Consider the following 18,195-nt stretch of genomic DNA (forward strand, 5'->3'; position numbering starts at 1 on the left):
GTCGGCACGTCGGCCGTTTTCCCCGACGGCGAGTACCAGGTGCGCACCAAGTGCAAGGAGGAGGGCGACGTCGACTACCAGGACCCGATCGCCCCGGTGCGGGTCACCGTCACCTCGACCACCGCGGGCGGTGGCGGCCTGGACTTCGGTCTTGACGGCCTCCTCGACCTGCTCAGCGGGTTCGGCAGCTAACAGCCGGAGCGGCGGTGGCCAACGTCTCATGTGTGACCACCGCAGCTCCGCTGCCGGGACCGACCATTACGGCACGTCTCGAATTCCGCCCCGAGGATTCCGGTGGCAACTGATCTTCGCCGACGGAATTGCAGTGAGGCGAGGGCGTCCTACCGACATGAAATCTGGAAACCGACACGGAAACGTGGAACCTACAACCGACGCCGGATTCGGCGCACAAACCGACTGCCTCCGTGTCACTCATGGTTTGTGAGCACTAGGTCGCGATAATTTCAGTTATCGCAGCTACCCCGACGCAAGTCCCCGACGTCGGGGAACCAGTTCTTAGTCAGTCACCTTCGGTGTGGTCGAGGATGGCAAGCAGGTCGGCGAGAAGTTTGTCGGCTTCGTCCTCGATGCCGTCGAGGATGTCGTTGACGTCCTCGAGGTGGGTGTGGGCGTCACGGCGGGCGGCGATGCCGCGGTCGTAGTAGGCCTGGTCCAGCTCGACGTCAACCAGGGCCGGGACCCGCACGTGCTCGCGGGGCGGCGTCGTGGATCTCCTGGCCGGCGGCCGCTTGTGTATCGGCGCTTGCCCGGCCAGGTGCGCGCGGACTAGGGCGGCGACGGATTGTCCGGTCAGAGGAGTCGGGGCGAAGGGGGTGTGCCCCCACCGGTCGATGGATGTGAGCAGCGGCCGTTCGTCGCGGCGCGCGCTGTCTGCGAACGCTGATAGATCTGCACCTTTGTCGAGGTGGTCGGCGAGGAGTTGGGTACTCGGGTATTGGTCCAGAAAGCCGAGCACCTCCACCCAGTTCTTATACGCGGCAGTGGGTTCGACGCCGGATTCGACGGTGACGCGAATCCAGTTCTCCCCCACCTGTACAGCGAGCGCATCATGCTCCGCAGTGACATCAGTGTGCCGCAGTCGGGCGATCTGCTCGAAACTCAGGCCCGCGCCGGCCAGGGTGAGAAGCAGAGCGTCGCGGCGGCCAACAGCCCGCCCGGCCACCCGATGACTGGAATCCGCAGGACCACCTGCGCCACCCGCTCCCGCGTCCGGGCCAACCGGTCGGCACGGGCTGCGTTGAGCAGCTGCCGGATCAGCTCGGCACGCCCCGGTGCTGGCAACTCGGCCTCGGTGTGAACGGCGTTGATCGCGGTGACCCGACGTCGTTGTGTCCCGTCGGCGGCGGGGTGTTCGGCGAGGAACTGCGCCAGCACACTGGGATGCGCCGGCACCGCCCGGTGATCGCAGGCGGCGCACCAGTCCGCGAACGACGCCGGTGCCCGCGCCCGCATCCGCGACAATCCGCCTCGGCACACATGCGACTCGAACGGTCGTGCGGTACATAGCAACCGGATCACCCCCGGACGTCCGGCGACGTCGAAGGCGGCGACGACCTGCGCCCACCGAAAATAGGCGCACGGTGGGCAACTGTCATGGGAGGTGGTGAACGGCAACGCCCGCACCACCCCGAGACCTTCCTGGTCGGTCTTCGACCTGCGCAAGCGCACATGGACCCCGTCGAGGCGGTGCAGGGTGACGTCCCCACAGTTGAGGCCGACGAGGTCGCTGCGCCGGAACGCGCCGGCGAAGCCCATCAACAACAAGGCCGAGTCGCGGCGTTCGTGGACCTCGGTCGCCCAGCCGGTCACAGCCTGTCGGGCGGATCCGACGATGGTGACGATGTCGGAGGTCAACAGCGGTGCCCGCGGAGTCCTGGGGCGGTCGCCGGCGGCGGCGTAGTTCCGTCGGATCCCGGACAGGGTCGAGGACACCAGCGTCTCCCCCGCTGGGTTCGGCAGGCTGGCGGTCCGGTGGTAGTGCCCGATCACCGACACCCACCGACTGAGAGTGGAAGGGGAATAGGCGCGCTCGCCCTCACCATCGACGGTGTCGGCAGCATCGACCAGGTAGGCGGCGACGGTGACCGGGTGCGCCGGCAGCGCACTGTGTCCCCGGGTTTCGCACCAGCTGCGGAAGCGGCGCCAGTCGCAGGCATAGACCCGACGGGTGCCCGGCGCCCGTGACGAGGTGACGGCGTCGGCGATCCGCGCCGTGGCTTCATCTGTCAGGTCTGGTGCCGACCCCCACCCACCGACCGGCACCATATCCACTGACGCCCTGCCCGATCCGTTCAGCTGTTCGATCGTCACGAGCCGGAACACTACCGGCGGTGACCGACACGATCACTGCAACCGAAAACGCGGCGCGAACTGCACTTTCAGGGGAGTTGGCTTACGTATATTCACCGTCGCCGGCACGGCAGACAACAGCGACCCGATCAACACTCATCTTTCGAGTCCTTCATCGAGACCTGATGTCCGCACACGCCGTTGCACACGAACCTAGGTCAACGTTCTTGCCGCGTCGTCCAACTGGTGGACATACTTGAGCTAATGACAATGCCGACAACGTGTGAGAGCTTCCGGAAGGATGCGATTCCGATGCCAGTGACCCGGTCCGCAACCTCCCCGGTGCAGCTCTACTCCGATTTTCGCCGCGAACACCCCGGTACTGCGATTCCGGCCGACTATCTCACCGAAAGGGGTTTCCATCTCGGTCGTTGGCAGGACCGCCAACGTGTGGCGCGCATGCTCGACACCCTGCCACCGCAACGCATTGCGCAGCTCGATGCGATCGGATTCGTGTGGAGCGATGACAACACTCCCCTTCCCGCCGTGTCCCGGGCCGATAGCAAGCGACGGCGGATGCTGACCGAGATCGCCGCCTATCGCGAAGAGCACGGGAACGCACTGGTTCCCGCGAACTACGTCACCCACGACGGTGAACAGGTCGGTCAGTGGCTCTATCGGGCGGTGAAGAAGTGGCGGGCCGACACCCTCCCGGACGAGGAACGTGGCCCGCTCGCTGTTCTCGGGGTCTCCCCCAACCCGCGCCCGCGCGGGCCGCGCACACCAGCACAGCGCACCGGGTCGGCTGTCCGTCACCCGGGGCGGCGATCACAAGCGCGAATCTGAGCGCGGATCCTGCTGCCAGCGTGCCTGTTCCCGTATCGGGAGGAAGGTACCCCCTGCGTCCGGAACTTCGGTGGGCACGACGGCCATCGCGGCGCGAGCCCACGTAGGTCGGGTTACTACTCAGCAGGAGTGCAGGACTTGGCTCATCGCGTCCTTCTCCGCCTGGGTCACCCACCGCCACCAGAGAGCTTTCACATCGATTTGCCTTGAGACGTAGGTGCATCGGTAGCTCTTGTTCGGTGGCAACCAGGATGAAGCGTCGGAATCGGACTTCTTCGAGTTGGTGGGCCCGTCGACGGCCTGCAAATTGCGTGGGTCGTTCGCCAGGTCGCGGCGTTGCTCCGGGCTGAGCTGCTGGGCGCCCTTCTGCCAGGCATCGGATAGTGCGACGACGTGGTCGATTTGCACCGCGGTGGAGGTGTCCTGGCCGCGGACGAAGGAATTGGTGGTGCCGGTGTAGGTGTCGTGCAGGGTGCCGGTGGCCACCACGCAGTCCCGGGTACTGGTCTTGTAGGTCAGGTCCACCAGGTCGCGGCGGAGGATGTCGTTGCGGGTATCGCAGCCGTTGTGGCCACCTTCGACGCCGTTGTCGTCGGACCACGACGGGCCGAACTGCTCACGGGTGTAGCCGGTCTTCGGGGCGCGGCCCTTGACCGCCAGGGTGTCGAGTTTCGCCAACGCCTGTGCCGAAACGAATCCGACCGGCGCCGGAGCCGCCGGTGCGTCTCCGAGGGAGCCGGTTCCCGGGTTTGCATCGGCGATGGCCGAGCACCCGGTCAGGCCGAGCACGGTGACCGCACCGAGAGCGAGAAGAGCGGTCTGGCAGCGATGGCGCATGCGTTGGTTCTCCTGTTACCTGTGTGACTGATGTGCAAGTATCGCGGGTACCTCCGACAACCGCGGTTGCGGGACCGACCGGAATGCGCTGTCGGAAGCGGAAGGGTGAGGGACCCGGCTCTCAGAGGACTGGGTCAGGCTGTCCGGTGGGTCAGCCGCCAGCCGCGCCGTGCGGCGATGAGACCGGAGACCGACCCGAGGACTGCACTGAGCATCAGTCCGGCCGCGAGAAACGGTATGGGGTTCACGGAGTCCATGTGCGCGGTGGTTCCTTCGGCGCCGAGGGGTTCGTAGCTGCCCACGTAGAAGTGCACCGGGTACGACAGCCACCAGGCGAACAGGGCGGTACACACCAGGCCCGCGCCGAGCCCGAGGGCCGTTCCGATCAGTATCAGTGTCCGCACAAGATCGACTTCGCGATCACCAGCTGTTCTGTTACGCGGCCCGCCGGTCCGAACGTCGCCGGTGCCGTCTCGTCACGACCCTTTCCGCCTCCACCTGCACCAACTCGCAGGGCGAGACACTCGAATCGAGCCCTGCAGAACAAAACAGTTTTGAACAGGAGTTTTACCCGAGACGCTGCGTAAGTGTTTTTTTACAGCAGTCACCCCGCACAAATCATGAGTGACACGGACCTGCGCTCTGGACGGCCCAATTCGCATTGGCGATGTAGGTTCCACGTTTCCGTGTCGGTTTCCAGATTCCGTGTCGGTGGCGTGTCGGTTTCCACATTTCATGTCGGTCGGGACCAGATTTTGAATCGTGACGTGGACCGGTGCGGTCGAGGCCAGGTACGTGCGGCGACAACGGATGTGCTGTTGCGACGACGGTCGCTGCGGTTGACCCACGTCAGGTTGTTCGCGGACGGCCCGTGCGACGGGTTCGAAGTCACCACCACCGGCTGCACTACGCGGGCTTGTTCTGGTCGGCCACCAACAGCGGCCATGTCGCGTACGAAAGTCGGCTGGAACTGGACCGTCTGTGGACGGCGGACTTCGCGCCGGAGTTGCTGCTGCTCGGCGTGATCCCTTTCGCATGGAACGCCGCCCACCAACGTGGAATGGGCGCTCGGCGCTCCGGCAGTGTGCCTGCTCCTCTACGCAGTGCTCGCGGTGGGAGTCCTGCGGCCGAGCGGCACCCCTTCCGGTTGGACCCTGAGACGAAACGCCGACTCGAGGAACTCGCCGACGAGTACGGGCCACGTCGGTTGTCCGTCCTGGTCCGCGTCGGGGTCCGCAGACTCATCGCCTACCCGGACACCGACGTCGCTCTCGCGCAACTGCACACGCAGCGCCTGACGGGAGACCCCGGCAAGACTTCTAGGTGCGCCGTGGATTGGCGCAACCGTACAACGGCGTTGTCGCATCCATCCAATGGTCACTCGTAACACCGGACGACAATGAGTGTTGTGAGTCTCACAGTTGGATGTAACGGCAAGCACTGGAGGAACTGATTCTCATGGCCATTGACTTCGATCTGAGTCCGGAGCAGGCGGCGTTGCAGAAGGCGGCGCAGACGTTCGCGGACAATCGGCTCGCCCTTGTGAAGGGGGTTATCGCGCCGTTTCCCACCCCGGAGGCGCGTTTTGCGGCGATCAAGCCGTTCTATCAGGAGATGGTGGATGCGGGTTTTGTCAAAGCCCTTCTCCCGGTTGAATACGGTGGAACCGCGATGTCGTCGCTCGACTTTGCAGTAGCCGCGGAAGAGCTTGCGCGAGCGGATATCAATGTTCCGAGTGCATTGTTTGGCACCGGTCTCGGGCTGCAACCGATCATCCACTTCGGAACTGCCGAGCAGAAGGCACAGTTTCTGCGGCCATTCGCCGGCAATGATCCACTTCTCGCGTCGTGGGCCTTCACGGAAACGTCCGGGGGTGCGAACTTCGACACCGAGGACACTTCGGCCGGCGTACAGACCTTCGCCCGGTTGGAGGGAGATGAATGGGTCATCAATGGGGACAAACACTTCACCACGAACGGGTCGGGGTGGGACGGGAGCGGTGCCGAGCTAATCAGCGTCCTGTGTCGGACCGACCCAACACTGCCACCGCAAGAGTCACTGGCGGTGATCGTGGTGCCGGGTGACACCCCGGGCGTGAAGGTCGAGTCCTATATCGACACGATGGGACATCGCGCCACGGCATCCCCGCGCATCACATTCACCGACGTGAGGGTCCCCGCCGGGAACATCATCGGACGTCCAGGGGACGGGATGGAGATCGCCCGCAGGACATTCAACTGGACGTCCCCGCTCATCGGAGCGGCTTGCGTGGGCCGGATGCGTGCCGCGTTCGACTACGCGCTCGCGTTCGCGAAGACTGACAAGCGCTCCGGCCCAGTTCCGATCATCGACTACCAGAATGTCGGATACATGTTGGTGGACATCAAAACCCGAATCGAGGCTGCGCGGTATTTCACCTGGAAAGCCTGCGATCTGTACGACAAGACCGGTGGCGCCGACGAGGAACTGGGGCACATGGTCAAAATCTATGCCTCCGAACTGTCCGTCCAAACGGTGTACGACGCAATGCGCGTGGTGGGAGTGAACTCCTACGGAGATCAGACACCGATTGCGGGGATCATGGAAGACGTGCTGTGCTTCCCCCTCTACGACGGCGGCAACATGGGAGTGCGCCGCCGCCAGCTGCACGGTTTGCTCAAGCGCGACGACTACGATCCGATGGAGTCCGCCGCGGGAATCGTGTCGGCCTAGTCCTTCCGAGGCAGCTGGACCGACACTGTGCTGTTCGCGGCCCGATACTCGGTAGGGGTGCATCCGAGGTACCGCTGAAAGGTGCGGGTCAGATGCGAACTGTCATAGAAACCCCACCGCATGGCGATCTCACCGACGGAGACGGTGGGCGCGGCCGTCACGAGATCGTGCATCACGCCTCGTAGTCGCTCCTCCCGGACACGGTCCGCGAACGTGGTACCCGCCGCCTGGAACAGGCGGTGCAACGTCCGCACCGAGATCGCTGCCTCATTCGCGGCAGCCTCGGCGGTGACACGGCCGAGGGGCATCGCCGAGCGGATGTAGCGCTCGACCACGAAACGAAGGGCTGCATCGCGAGCCTCGGACTCTGGCGTCTCGGCGGACCGGGACCGGGCTGATGACACCGCACAGAGCACATCAGCGAAGGATCTCTCCAAGCTCGCTTCGGTGGACTGATCCAGAGCGTGCTGTTGCTTCCAGAGCGACGACATCATCGTCGCCACAACGTTTCCTGCCCCAGTCGCTGTATCGATCGCACGGGCCGTCGCGTCGTCCGTGCGAACACCGAAGGCCCAATGATCACGAGGAACACGAAATGACAGAACACGCCAACTGGCCTCCGACGCGGGCTCGCTGAATTCGAGCGAATAGGGGCGCGTGGTGTCAAACACGGCATAGCTTCCGGGCGGGACGATACAACGTCTGCCGTCCTGTTCGCCGTGGCAGACGCCCGACAGCTGCAGATTCACGAACAGCGCCTCCATTGAGGTGCGACGCACCTCACGCGGACCGTGGGTCAAAAGCTGAGTGCACGAGGCGATTTCGGCACAATTCGTCTCGACAAGGGGCTCGGATCGAACCCAGCCCGACACCCCGTCGGCCGTTGCACTGCGGTCGAGATGCGCCCGAGCACGCTTCGGCGCCAGGGGGGTGAAGGCCTCGCAGACGATGTCGCTCCAGTAACTCGCCTGGTCGCGAGGACTGAGACCCGAGGTGGACCAGTACGGCACGCCACCAGATTCTGCGCTAGAGGCGGGCTTGTCAATACCTGACAACCGAGAAACTGAACAAGGAGAACGAGACATGACGATCACACACGCCGCACCGTCGTCCACGGTGACCGAATTCCTGAAGAACCCCGTCCATCATCTGATCGACGGACAGAACGTTCCGTCCGTTTCCGGCGAAAGCTTCGCGACGTTCAACCCCTGCAACGGCGACCCGCTCGCACAAGTGGCATTCGGTGGTAACCACGACGTTGACAATGCGGTAGCCTCGGCGCGCCGGGCGCTCGACGGCCCCTGGGGTCGCATGACGCCAGCACAGCGCAGCAAGATCCTCTGGCGCCTCGGGGACCTGCTCGAGGAGCGGGTGGCAGACTTCGCGCTCGTCGAGGCACTCGACAACGGCAAGCCCCTGACCTACGCGCGCCTGGTCGACGTACCGCTGGCCGCCGATTGGTTCCGATACATGGCCGGCTGGCCGACCAAGCTGGAGGGGACCACGATCCCGATCACATCTGCGGCAGCTCCCGGAAGCTACTTCGCCTACACCGTGCGCGAGCGAGTCGGAGTCGTCGCGGCGATCGTGGCGTGGAATTTCCCGCTCCTCCTCGCCGCCTGGAAGCTGGCCCCCGCCCTCGCCGCCGGCAACACGGTAATCCTCAAGCCGGCCGAACAGACCCCGCTGAGCGCCGCACTGCTCGGTGACGTGCTTCGCGAAGCAGGTGTGCCGGACGGTGTGGTGAACATCGTGCAGGGCTTCGGCGAAACCGTGGGCGCCGCCCTTACCGCCCATCCCGGGGTCGACAAGGTGTCGTTCACCGGTTCGACCGAGGTCGGTCGGCGCATCGTAGGCGCCGCCCGCGGCAACCTGAAGAAGGTGACCCTCGAACTGGGTGGCAAGTCACCGAACATCGTCTTCGACGACGCCGACATCGACGCCGCAATCGAAGGCGCTGCGATGGCAATCTTCTTCAACCAGGGAGAAGCGTGCGAAGCCGGATCTCGCCTGCTCGTGCAGTCGAAGGTGTACGACCGCGTCGTGGAGGGAGTCGCTCGGATCGCATCCGAGCTCAAGGTCGGCGACAGTCTCGACCCCGACTCACAGATGGGACCGGTGGTGTCGGAGAAACAACTCAGCACCGTCCTCGGCTACCTCGAGTCCGGGCGCGCCGAGGGCGCCACCGCGGTCGCGGGAGGAGGCCGTAAGGGGGACATCGGCTACTTCGTCCAACCCACAGTGCTCGTCGACACCACACCCACCATGCGAGTGGTCAAGGAGGAAATCTTCGGGCCGGTGGTCACTGTGTCGCGGTTCGACGATGTCGACGACGTTCTTGCCACCGCCAACGACACCGACTACGGGCTCGCCGCGGGCGTCTGGACGTCTGATGTGTCGAAGGCACACACCGTCGCCGCGCGCCTGTCAGCGGGCACCGTCTGGATCAACAGCTACCACGTGCTCGATCCGGCACTTCCTTTCGGTGGTTACAAGCAGTCCGGGTGGGGCCGCGAACACGGCTCCAGTGCGCTCGACGCCTACACCGAAACCAAGACCGTGATCGTCAAGAAGGGATAGCCGTACAGCCGCGGCCGGGGCGTCACCACGCGCCTCGGCCACGACGAACCGCACGCGACTACGGCTGCACAAACGTGAGCAACCATCCCCGGTTCCTCGATCCCAGCCGACAGGTGCATCAACCCAACAAAATGACGACCGGATGCTCGTCGACACCACGGTCAGCTGGCTTCCCTGCGGGGGACTCCACCAGAAGGAATTTGGCTCCGCTTCGGCCACGAACCCGACCAGTACTGGACCCCGCCTCGCGTACCTCGGCATTTCCCTATCACCATCAACCTCGACGCGTGATGCCAGGGACACCGAGACGCTTCCAAAGGTGCACGGACAAATCCGTTCTCGCGACACGCCCGCACCGCACCGCGGTTGCCGAGCCGGGGTGACGGATTACGGACGAAAGGACACCGGTGGCTGGGTGGCTGGGAACAGTGCCGACAACGATGAACGAGCGGGAACGATCGCGATCGGCCTGGCCATCGCGATCACCGCCCTCCTGACCTACCTGGAGTCACTGGCCTGTTGATTGCGCAGGCCGGCCCTCTGAACGACGCGAGCAGTAACCGGGTCTTGCGCATGCAGGGCACGCGGTCGACAGGTCGGCAACTGCACCCCGAACTGCCCCCGGCCTGCAGAAGGCCGTGGCGGACTGGCATCGTGGGTCCGCGGATTGCCGTACAGCGACGTTGACTGATCGGCGATACCCTTCGGGAGAGCGACCGGGCTGAGGATTCCGACAAGTTCGTGAGAATCAAGCACTGACACGGCGTTGAGAACCCGCAGGTTGTAGGCCTAGTGGAGTGACATCGAGCCGTGGAACCTAATGGGAGTCGATCAGCGGGCCTTCGACGGGTAACGGACCGCGAGGGGGAGGCTGATCACCGACGATTCAGCAGCGTCTATGCGCCACGAGCCGCAGGTGTCGACGGCACGTGAAAACTGAACACGGTATGGCGGGCGGGTTATCGATTCAACAAAACCGGGCCACCGCGTCCTCACCACGACCGAAGTCTTCAAAATCATCGCCCAGGAAGCCCGACGTGTGATTGAGAAGTTGGCGCATCGTCACCGTGGCGCTGGCGTCCGGGTCGGCGATCGCGCGGTCAGGTAGATACCGGCGTATTGGCGCCTCCAGATCGATCTTGCTTCTTCGACCAGCCGCATCACCGTCGTTCCGGTGAACGTCTTGGTCGTCCAGGCGATCTGGAACACGGTGTCGCCGTCCACGGGAGTCGGGTAGTCGACATTGGTGACCCGTACGCCTTGATGCATTCCTCGCCATCAGCCAAAAGACCAACCGGACCCCGGGAATCGCGTAGTCCTTCATCCTCTGCTCGATCTGGCGGTCATTGTCGTGGCGGGAGGATCGTGAACTCCACGATTTCCACCGAGTCCACACAGGTTGTGTCGGGCTTCTCCGGATTGTCGAAGAACGACGCGATCACCTCCGCGCCGCATGGGTTCAGGAACACTCCGTGTCCCCACCCGGGAACCACCACGACAATCGCATGCGAAAGATCCTTGGCGATGTACTCGCCCCACATCGGTCCAGTCCTCGCGTCGAAACCGCCCGTGATCACAAGCGAGGGGATGTCACTCTTGGTGGTGTCCCGAACCGAGTCAGGGGCCTTCGGCACGTCCCAGGCAGCGCATTCTTCGCGCAGGAACGCGAGTTGCGGCGCCTGCTCCAAAACCGAATCCGGGAAGTCCGGGAAGGCCTTCTTCGCTTCGGACATTGCCGCTTCAGCTGTCTCGAACGGAACCCATTCACTGCACCAGATACTCGAGGTGAGGCCGGTTGCCACGGTCGAGTTGGAGACTCCGGAAGTCACCCACCCGGAGGCGTATTGCATGGCGACAGTCTGCGGATTCCCGTGGTCGAGCTCGTCGATTGCCGCTGGGATGCCGGCGGTCAGACGACCAGCCGACCCCACGAACCACGCCAGCAACGTTCCACCGTCGATCACGACCTTCGTGGCTCCGTGTCCGGGGAGATCGATAGTGGTCGTGACGGGATTCTTCTCGAGCTCATTGACCAGCCGGATGAACGTCGGTCCGAGGTCGGGGTAGCGCTCTTTGCAGGCGGGCTGTGCCTCGCACGCCTCCATCACGCCGTCGAACGCCGCTCTTGCACTTACCCATGTCCATCCAAATCCGCCGACCGACGGAGGTGTCGCTCCGTCGAACGCGACGGATGTGATCGCTGCGCCGTCCATGTTCAGGTAGATGAGCGCGAGGGTCGTTCCGTAGGAGTGCGAGAACACTGCCCACTTCTCGTGACCGAGCGCCTTCCTCAGATCGATGAGGTCGTAGGCGCTTTCGGTCGAGTTGTACGCCGCGAGGTCGGTGGTCGGTGCGAGCCGGTCGCGGCATTCCTTCACCGATTTGGCGTCCAGTTCACCAGTGGAGGGCGCGTCGTACACCAGCCCGACTCGAACTGAGTAGAACTCGTCCTGTTCCGGGCAGAGAAGGGGTGTACTCGACGTCTGGGTGCCGCGCTGGCCGAAGAGAATCAGATCGCGGTTGTGGTTGAGGCTGACGTCTGGCGGAACTGCGGGAGATGCGATTCCGTCCAGCCCGGGCCCGCCCTGGAGGAACACGATTGGTTCCTTGGTGGGTGGCTGCGTCTCCGAGGGAATGATCGCGATGGCCAACCGCATAGTCGGACCATCCGCCTTCGTGCGGTTTACCGGCACGACCAGCTCTCCGCAGCGAGCGTTGGCCAGCAGCGGCACCGGTTCCGGTGTCTTCGCGCAGGGCCCCTCGACAAACTGCGCCGACGGATGGTCCACGGTGGTCGGCGGCGAGGTGGACGGCGAACTCGAACATGCCCCGCTGGCGAGAACCACAGCAAAAGCCAGGACTGTGAACTGATTCAAATTTCGCATTGCGCCACCGGCTTCCCCGGGGTAGATCGGCTATTTACTGCAGGTGCCGGTAGAGCCGTCCGTGGTTGCTGAACCAGGCGACATTCCCATCGGACCCCCGAACGAAGTTGGATCGGGTACCGGTGGGTTTGAGGTCGGGGCCAAGGTCGAGCCCATAGTCGGTCTGGTAAAGCGCAAGACCGAGATTCGGGACTGTCTGCTCATCCGGCAGGTAGGTGCCATCCGGGGCGTCGCTCATGTTGCCGACGAGCTGGCCATCTTTGCCGCGGAAGTTGATCACGACGGTCCCCAGGGTGCCCGATTGATCGATGTCGTCAGTGGCATACGCCCCCTCGTAGGGCGCCAACTCGGCCGTGCTCAACTTCTGGGGCGTCGCGGGCAGGTTACTGATTCCGGCGAAGCGGCGAAGCGACCAGTCCTCGGCGAACAGTTCGTTGAGCAGTTTCCCTCCACCCTCGGAATTGGTGAGCACGGTCATGGCGAACTTACGGCTGGGCACCATGAAGAACCCGGATCGTTGACCCGCCCAGGTCCCGCCATGTTGGACGATCGTCTCGTTCTCCGCGGACGGCCGCAGCATCCATGACACTCCCATGCCGGTGAGTTCGACCTGAAGCGTGCCGCCGACGCCTGGATTGGAACGCATGGCGATGAGCGAGTCTTTGCTCATCAACCGATCTCCCTTGGATGTAGTGCCGTCGCCGAGGTGGAAGCGCGCGTAGCGCACCTGATCCCGCACGCTGGAAATCAACGATCCGGTCGGGTTACAACTGCGCGAGAAGAACCAGAAACCCGGATCCACAACGGCTTTTCCGTCGTCGACGTTGTGTGAGGCGGCGATATTCCGGCCGATTATCTGGTCCGAGAAGAAGCGGGTGTGACTTAACTCGAGCGGGTCCAGCAGCATCTTCTGGACGGCGTCCTCGTAGACCGATCCAGTCACGACCTCGACAATCCGCCCCGCCACAACCAGCCCCGCATTGTTGTAGGCGAAGACCGTGCCCGGCGGGGTCTCTTGTGGGAGCCGGGTCATCGACGCCACAAACTTGGTTATCGCGTCGTCGCCTCGACCGAAGTCCTGGAGATCGTCACCGAGCCAACCCGACGTGTGGTTGAGCAGTTGTCGCACCGTCGCCGTGGCGCTGGCTTCTGGATCGGCGACCGCGAAATCGGGCAGATACTGGCGTATCGGTGCCTCCAGATCGACCTTGCCCTCGTCGACGAGGCGCATCACGGTCGTTCCGGTGAACGTCTTCGTCGTGGAGCCGATCCGGAACAGGGTGTCGCCGTCCACCGGTGTCGGGTGGTCGACATTGGTGACCCCGTACCCCTTGATGTACTCCTCACCGTCGGCAATGACGCCAACCGCAACCCCGGGGATCGCGTAGTCCTTCATCGCCTTGTCGATCTTGGCGTCGAGCTCGTTGAACGCTTCCTTCGCGTTCGCCGGGACGCTCGTAGCTGTGTTGGTCGACTCCTTCGACGAACATGCCGGCAATACGAGCACCGCCAACCCGGCGACCGCCCCGCCAAGCACCGCCCGGCGCGACAACTCAGGGCCACCGACGGCGAACACCTCGGTCGTCATCAGCGTGGCGGGAGAATGTCGTATGCCGGCAGTGGCGTCGTGTCCGTGCAGGATGTGTCCGGCTTCTCCGGATTGTCGAAAAACGACGCGACTATCTCGGCTCCGCACGGTGGCTCTGCATACACACCGTGTGCAGCTCCGGGCACTACCGCGACTATGGATTGCGAGAGATCCTTCGCGATGTAGTCGCCCCACACCGCTCCGGTCTGCCCGTCGTAGGTTCCCGACAGCACAAGCGAAGGGATGTCACTCACGGTGATGTCTCGGATCGAGTCAGGGGCCTTCGGCACGTCCCACACTTCGCAGGCGTCGCGCAGGAACGGCAGCTGCGGCGCTTGGGCCCGAACCGACTCCGGGAGTTCAGGGAATTCCTTTTCCGCCTGTTGCATTGACTGCTCGACGGTCTCGAACGGGATCCATTCACGGCACCAAATGCTCAGGGTGAGGCCCCAATGGAGGACGCCCCTCTCCGGATGCCCCCAAACCTCGGCCCAGCGCGACGCAATGGGCTGCGCATTCCCGTTTGCGAGCTCATCGACCGTTGATGGGAACTCTTTCGGTAGATGGGTAGCCACTGGGACAAACCAGTTCAGCAGCATTCCGCCGTCGACGACAACCTTCGTGCCTCCTACACCCTCAACGTTGACCGTCGTGGTGATGGGCTTCGCTTCAAGCTCATTGACCAGCCGGATGAACGTTGCCCCCAGGTCGGGATAGCGCTCTTTGCATGCTGGCTGGTCCTCGCACGCCTTGACCATGTTGTCGAATGCTTGGCGAGCGCTGGCCCAGGTCCACCCCAGGGCACCAGCCGATGGAGGCGTCACTCCGTCGAACACGATCGACTCGATAGCGTCGGCGTCTTGACGCATGTAGATCAGCGCAAGGTCGGTACCGTACGAGTGGGAGAACACATTCCACTTCTCGAGGCCGAGTGCCTTGCGTAAATCAATCAGGTCAAAGGTGCTCTCGGTCGAATTGAACGCCGAGAGGTCAACGGTGGGAGCCAGGCGGTCGTGGCACTCCTTCACCGCTTCTACGTACGCATCCCGTGTGGACTCAGCGTTCCACGCCATCCCGATCCTTTGGGCGAAGAACTCGAAAATCTCCGGGCAGGGCAACGGCGAGCTGGACGTCATGTTGCCGCGCTGTCCCATCAGGATCAGATCGCGATCACGGTTCAGCGGGACGTCCGGGTTGATCGGGGGATCCGTGACCCCATCCTGACCGGGCCCGCCCATGAGAAAGACGATCGGAGCCTTGGTCGGCGGCTGCGTTTCCGACGGAACGATCGCTACTGCCAAGCGCAAGGTTCCGCTGTCTTCTTTGGTGCGATTCACCGGTACCGACAATTCCCCGCAGCGAGCATTCTCCAGCAGTGGGACCGGATTCGGCGTCTTCGCGCACGGACCCTCGACAAACTCCGCCGGCGGATGAGCCACAGTCGTCGGTGGCGAACTGGACGGATCGGAATTGCTGCTACACGCTGAGCTGACGAGAATCGAGGCAAACGCAATCGCAGTTATCTGGTTCACCAACCGCATGTCGACCACCCTGAATGGCGACCGCCCGAACCTTGTGTTCGGGCTCGGCCCGAGTATTACCCAGATAATCCTGGCACACCCATAGCAATACCGAAAGTTCGAGAACCGATGAAATCCGGCGATCCTTATGCAGACGCTCGGTGATGAATCGAATCGTGCGGTCGGCCAGCTCGGTTGAGAACGCATCCCAAAGGCGGCGCGAGATCACCGCCGCAAAACGAGATAGTCGGTGCCCCGATTGGCGTCAGGGACGGCCAGTTGCCCGCTGTGGTCATGATGAAGGGCAGCCCGTCGTCCAGCACATAAGACGCGAGCGCGGTTACGTCGGACTTGCCGCGCCTACACCCATGTCACCTCGTTACCGTCTTCGTGGTCCCGTTCCGCGGGACTGCGGTCGCCATGTTCGGTATGACTTCTTGCCCCTGTCTCTCGAATGATCCGGGGGGTGGTGTCGCCGAACCTGGTGGCGTCGATGGACTGCTGAATGGACAGCTACGCCGTGTTTTGCGGCATCGACGTGGGAAAGGCGAACACCACGCCGTCGGGCTGGATCCCTCCGGCGGCCGACTCTATGACAAGGCACTGCCGAACGACGAGACGAAGCTGCGTGCGGTGTTCGACGGCTTGGCCACCCGCGGTCCGGTCCTGGTGATCGTCGATCAACTTGGGCACGATCGGCGCCCTGGTCACCGTTGCCCGCGCCTGCGGACACGACGTTGCCTACCTGCCGGGGCTGTCGATGCGCCGCATCGCCGACCTGTACCCCGCGGGCCTGTCCGAGACGAAGAGGCGAGAGGCATTATCCAATCCGGTCGCCTGGCTGATGAGTCTCGCCCAGACCGAACAACTATCGGCGAATGTCTGATCCGTGAGCGTGTCTCCCGAACTCCAGCCATTCGGTGCCGTACCGTCCGTACCCGTCCGAAGTAGCCCATATCAGGTGGGTGAAGCAAACGGAAAAGGTCTCAAGATCATTCACGTCCTCCTCAACCAGAAGGGCGGCGTCGGAAAGAGTACCGTCGCCGTCAACCTCGCAGCCGTCACCGCGGACGTCCTCAACCAAGACGACGATCGCGACGCCACCTCCCCCGTGGCCGCGGTCTCCGTCGGTCCGACACTGTCCCACGTGCCGCTCAGCGAGCTGGCACCGGATCCTCGCAATCCGCGTGACGACCTTGGTGACCTCAGAGACCTGGTCTCGATCACGGGCACCCAGCTTCAGCGCGCTCTGGTAGTCACCAGGTCGGCTTACCTGCGGCTGTACCCCGAAGACGAAACTGAGATCGGCCGCGCCCGCTGGATAGTGATTAATGGCTGCCGGCGGCTCGCCGCCGCCGAGAACGTCGGCCGCCGCGACTTCGATGTCATCGAGGAGGCCAAGGCCGTCGAACTGATGGTCGTCGAATGTGGGACCGTCGGTAGGCAGCCCTCGAGCTCAACAAATCCAAGGGATGGATTTCGCAACGGCGGGCCCCGCTCAAACTGGCACCGAACTCCAAACGGACATTCGCACAGGTGAACTCGCCATCCGTACCCCGCGCTCCCTCGCACAGGTTCGGCAGGCGGAACAAGTCGACAAGTGGCAAGCCGACCCACAGCGTGAGAATCAGGCAGACGGGAGCGACCAGGACTGCCCTCCAGCTGAGCGAGAATCTGACCGCTCCCCCATGACTGCCGCGAAGGTCACTCGAGCGTTCCGCCGCCTGGAGGCCGATCCTAATTGCCCCGTGTCGGTGTTGTTTACCGCGGTAAACAACACCGACATCGGACGGTTTGGTGCACCCGCCACCGAACGAGAAGAGAGAAATCCCTGAAGGTGCCGTTCATCTCCGGTACTGGCAAAACGACTGCGGCTTCGCAATTCTCGATCGCCGTAGCATCATCGAAGCACTAGTCTTCGGGCTATGTCGGACGAACCCTACAAATACGGTGCAGTACTCATCGACTACGACTCTGAGTCCTTTCCTGTCTTTCGTCCCGTGAAAGCCTTCACTGAGAACGAGTATCTGCGATACGACCGTGCTCACGGGCTCCTAAAGTGCATATCAAGATGAGTCGATGTATCTCGGTGAGATCGAAGCGGTCCGCGGGAACCGAGCAGTTGATGTCGCCGCATGTCGGATAGTCGTGCCGACCCGCACGGCGCCAGCGATCAAGCGGCGGTCGGTGGGACGGGAAAAGATCGCGGTGTTTGCACGTGATCGGTGGACGTGTCGGTTTGCGGATCCCGCACCATTGATCTGCGGGTGCTGAAGCTCGTTTCGCGCGCCTTCCCGACGGAATTTCCGTATCACTCGCATTGGAAATTCGGTCATTCGCACCTGATCTACTGGACCCACTCCACCAGTCTCGAGCACGTCGTCCCGATCGCCCGCGGGGGCCTCGACGAGTCCAGCAACTTCGTTACCACGTGCTACGCGTGCAACGACGCCCGCAGCCATTACCTCCTTGACGAACTCGGCTGGGCACTTCGCGAGCCCGCATCCTCCACCTGGCTTGGACTCACCGAGTACCCGCCTGCCCTGAAAGCCACACGAACCACGAAGCCCATCCCTCCCAGTTGACGCGGATGTTCCGACCCCCGCCGCGTTATCCGGCTAACGAGCAGGCTCGAGACCGGAGTATGTGCCAAATATGCTGTCAGACAGGACTCCACACTGCCGGTAATTTATATTATGCCAATCAGAGTGTCCGGTATTGCATTCGATGCCGATCCACCGATCGAGGAGGCGCGCGCCCAGGCGTACGCCGTGCCGTCCTACGACGACCAGTACAGCCCGGAAGGCTTCGGCCAGGGCACTGGTGCTGCGGTTCCGCTGGACGACTACGGATTCGGTTCCGACTACCGCTAGTCGCGTCCGACGAATCGGCCCCGCTCCCACAAGGGATCGGGGGC

At 63.5% G+C, this 18,195-nt stretch carries 17 protein-coding genes and 3 pseudogenes; 10 read left to right on the forward strand and 10 right to left on the reverse strand.

All coding sequences use genetic code 11. The annotated features are described in order from the left end of the window. Window positions 1-192 (forward strand): hypothetical protein (locus tag NOF53_RS17880; protein WP_255971135.1); only part of this gene is annotated, 192 nt, incomplete at its 5' end. Between the two features lie 328 nt (window positions 193-520). On the opposite strand, the gene NOF53_RS17885 is transcribed toward NOF53_RS17880, so the two are convergent. Together NOF53_RS17885 and NOF53_RS17890 are read right to left on the reverse strand one after the other, a co-directional pair. Further along, the gene (locus tag NOF53_RS17885; RefSeq protein ID WP_255971137.1) at window positions 521-1,183 is read right to left on the reverse strand and encodes a hypothetical protein; all 663 of its coding nucleotides are present in this window, start codon (window positions 1,181-1,183) and stop codon (window positions 521-523) included. Next, on the reverse strand, window positions 1,120-2,286 hold the full coding sequence (locus NOF53_RS17890; protein ID WP_255971342.1) for a site-specific integrase: 1,167 nt from the start codon (window positions 2,284-2,286) through the stop codon (window positions 1,120-1,122). Before NOF53_RS17890 ends, NOF53_RS17885 begins: the two co-directional genes overlap by 64 nt. Before the next feature lie 336 nt (window positions 2,287-2,622). Here NOF53_RS17890 and NOF53_RS17895 point away from each other — a divergent pair, with 336 nt between their 5' ends. After that, complete coding sequence (locus NOF53_RS17895; protein WP_255971139.1) at window positions 2,623-3,156, forward strand: helicase associated domain-containing protein; 534 nt, start codon at window positions 2,623-2,625, stop codon at window positions 3,154-3,156. 120 nt (window positions 3,157-3,276) lie between these two features. Here NOF53_RS17895 and NOF53_RS17900 read toward each other — a convergent pair whose 3' ends face one another. Continuing rightward, complete coding sequence (locus NOF53_RS17900) at window positions 3,277-3,993, reverse strand: HNH endonuclease family protein (RefSeq protein ID WP_255971141.1); 717 nt, start codon at window positions 3,991-3,993, stop codon at window positions 3,277-3,279. A 134-nt stretch (window positions 3,994-4,127) separates the two neighbouring features. Beyond that, entirely contained in the window at window positions 4,128-4,397 is a 270-nt protein-coding gene (locus NOF53_RS17905; RefSeq protein ID WP_255971143.1) for a hypothetical protein, read from the reverse strand. 467 nt (window positions 4,398-4,864) lie between these two features. Between NOF53_RS17905 and NOF53_RS17910 the strand changes: the two genes are divergently transcribed. Both NOF53_RS17910 and NOF53_RS17915 read left to right on the forward strand, forming a co-directional pair. Continuing rightward, window positions 4,865-5,380 carry a hypothetical protein gene (locus NOF53_RS17910; RefSeq protein ID WP_255971145.1) on the forward strand — a complete coding sequence of 172 codons (516 nt, stop codon included), beginning with the start codon at window positions 4,865-4,867 and terminating at the stop codon, window positions 5,378-5,380. Window positions 5,381-5,451: 71 nt separating this feature from the next. Further along, on the forward strand, window positions 5,452-6,705 hold the full coding sequence (locus tag NOF53_RS17915; protein WP_255971147.1) for an acyl-CoA dehydrogenase family protein: 1,254 nt from the start codon (window positions 5,452-5,454) through the stop codon (window positions 6,703-6,705). Here NOF53_RS17915 and NOF53_RS27755 read toward each other — a convergent pair. After that, window positions 6,702-7,109, reverse strand: a complete 408-nt coding sequence (locus tag NOF53_RS27755; protein WP_255971344.1) for a helix-turn-helix transcriptional regulator — start codon at window positions 7,107-7,109, stop codon at window positions 6,702-6,704. The genes NOF53_RS17915 and NOF53_RS27755 overlap by 4 nt on opposite strands. 24 nt (window positions 7,110-7,133) lie before the next feature. Then, window positions 7,134-7,790 (reverse strand): annotated as a pseudogene (locus NOF53_RS27760) (cupin domain-containing protein); the annotation flags it as partial. Between NOF53_RS27760 and NOF53_RS17930 the strand changes: the two are divergent. Further along, window positions 7,789-9,285 carry an aldehyde dehydrogenase family protein gene (locus NOF53_RS17930; protein ID WP_255971149.1) on the forward strand — a complete coding sequence of 499 codons (1,497 nt, stop codon included), beginning with the start codon at window positions 7,789-7,791 and terminating at the stop codon, window positions 9,283-9,285. The pseudogene NOF53_RS27760 and the gene NOF53_RS17930 sit on opposite strands and share 2 nt — an antisense overlap. A gap of 973 nt (window positions 9,286-10,258) precedes the next feature. Here the strand turns inward: NOF53_RS17930 and NOF53_RS17935 are convergent. Beyond that, window positions 10,259-10,609: pseudogene (locus tag NOF53_RS17935) on the reverse strand (serine hydrolase domain-containing protein); the annotation flags it as partial. A 19-nt stretch (window positions 10,610-10,628) separates the two neighbouring features. Continuing rightward, window positions 10,629-11,942: an alpha/beta fold hydrolase gene (locus NOF53_RS17940; RefSeq protein ID WP_255971150.1), complete on the reverse strand. Its 1,314-nt coding sequence runs from the start codon at window positions 11,940-11,942 to the stop codon at window positions 10,629-10,631. Here NOF53_RS17940 and NOF53_RS17945 point away from each other — a divergent pair. Next, complete coding sequence (locus tag NOF53_RS17945) at window positions 11,929-12,156, forward strand: hypothetical protein (RefSeq protein WP_255971152.1); 228 nt, start codon at window positions 11,929-11,931, stop codon at window positions 12,154-12,156. The two genes, NOF53_RS17940 and NOF53_RS17945, sit on opposite strands and share 14 nt — an antisense overlap. Before the next feature lie 48 nt (window positions 12,157-12,204). Here NOF53_RS17945 and NOF53_RS17950 read toward each other — a convergent pair whose 3' ends face one another. Together NOF53_RS17950 and NOF53_RS17955 are read right to left on the reverse strand one after the other, a co-directional pair. Then, complete coding sequence (locus NOF53_RS17950) at window positions 12,205-13,758, reverse strand: serine hydrolase domain-containing protein (protein WP_255971154.1); 1,554 nt, start codon at window positions 13,756-13,758, stop codon at window positions 12,205-12,207. Next, complete coding sequence (locus NOF53_RS17955) at window positions 13,758-15,299, reverse strand: alpha/beta hydrolase (RefSeq protein WP_255971156.1); 1,542 nt, start codon at window positions 15,297-15,299, stop codon at window positions 13,758-13,760. The genes NOF53_RS17950 and NOF53_RS17955 overlap by 1 nt, the downstream gene beginning before the upstream one ends. Window positions 15,300-15,783: 484 nt before the next feature. Between NOF53_RS17955 and NOF53_RS17960 the strand changes: the two are divergent. The 4 genes and pseudogenes from NOF53_RS17960 to NOF53_RS17975 all read left to right on the forward strand — a co-directional run. Next, window positions 15,784-16,098 (forward strand): annotated as a pseudogene (locus NOF53_RS17960) (IS110 family transposase); the annotation flags it as partial. A gap of 141 nt (window positions 16,099-16,239) precedes the next feature. After that, window positions 16,240-16,818 carry a ParB N-terminal domain-containing protein gene (locus NOF53_RS27765; protein WP_308213837.1) on the forward strand — a complete coding sequence of 193 codons (579 nt, stop codon included), beginning with the start codon at window positions 16,240-16,242 and terminating at the stop codon, window positions 16,816-16,818. 727 nt (window positions 16,819-17,545) lie between these two features. Further along, on the forward strand, window positions 17,546-17,863 hold the full coding sequence (locus tag NOF53_RS17970; RefSeq protein ID WP_255971158.1) for an HNH endonuclease: 318 nt from the start codon (window positions 17,546-17,548) through the stop codon (window positions 17,861-17,863). 123 nt (window positions 17,864-17,986) lie between these two features. Then, complete coding sequence (locus NOF53_RS17975; protein WP_255971160.1) at window positions 17,987-18,151, forward strand: hypothetical protein; 165 nt, start codon at window positions 17,987-17,989, stop codon at window positions 18,149-18,151. Window positions 18,152-18,195 lie beyond the last annotated feature (44 nt).

Origin of the sequence: Rhodococcus tibetensis (genome assembly GCF_024438035.1) — a bacterium.
Taxonomy (GTDB): Bacteria; Actinomycetota; Actinomycetes; order Mycobacteriales; family Mycobacteriaceae; genus Rhodococcus_F; species Rhodococcus_F tibetensis.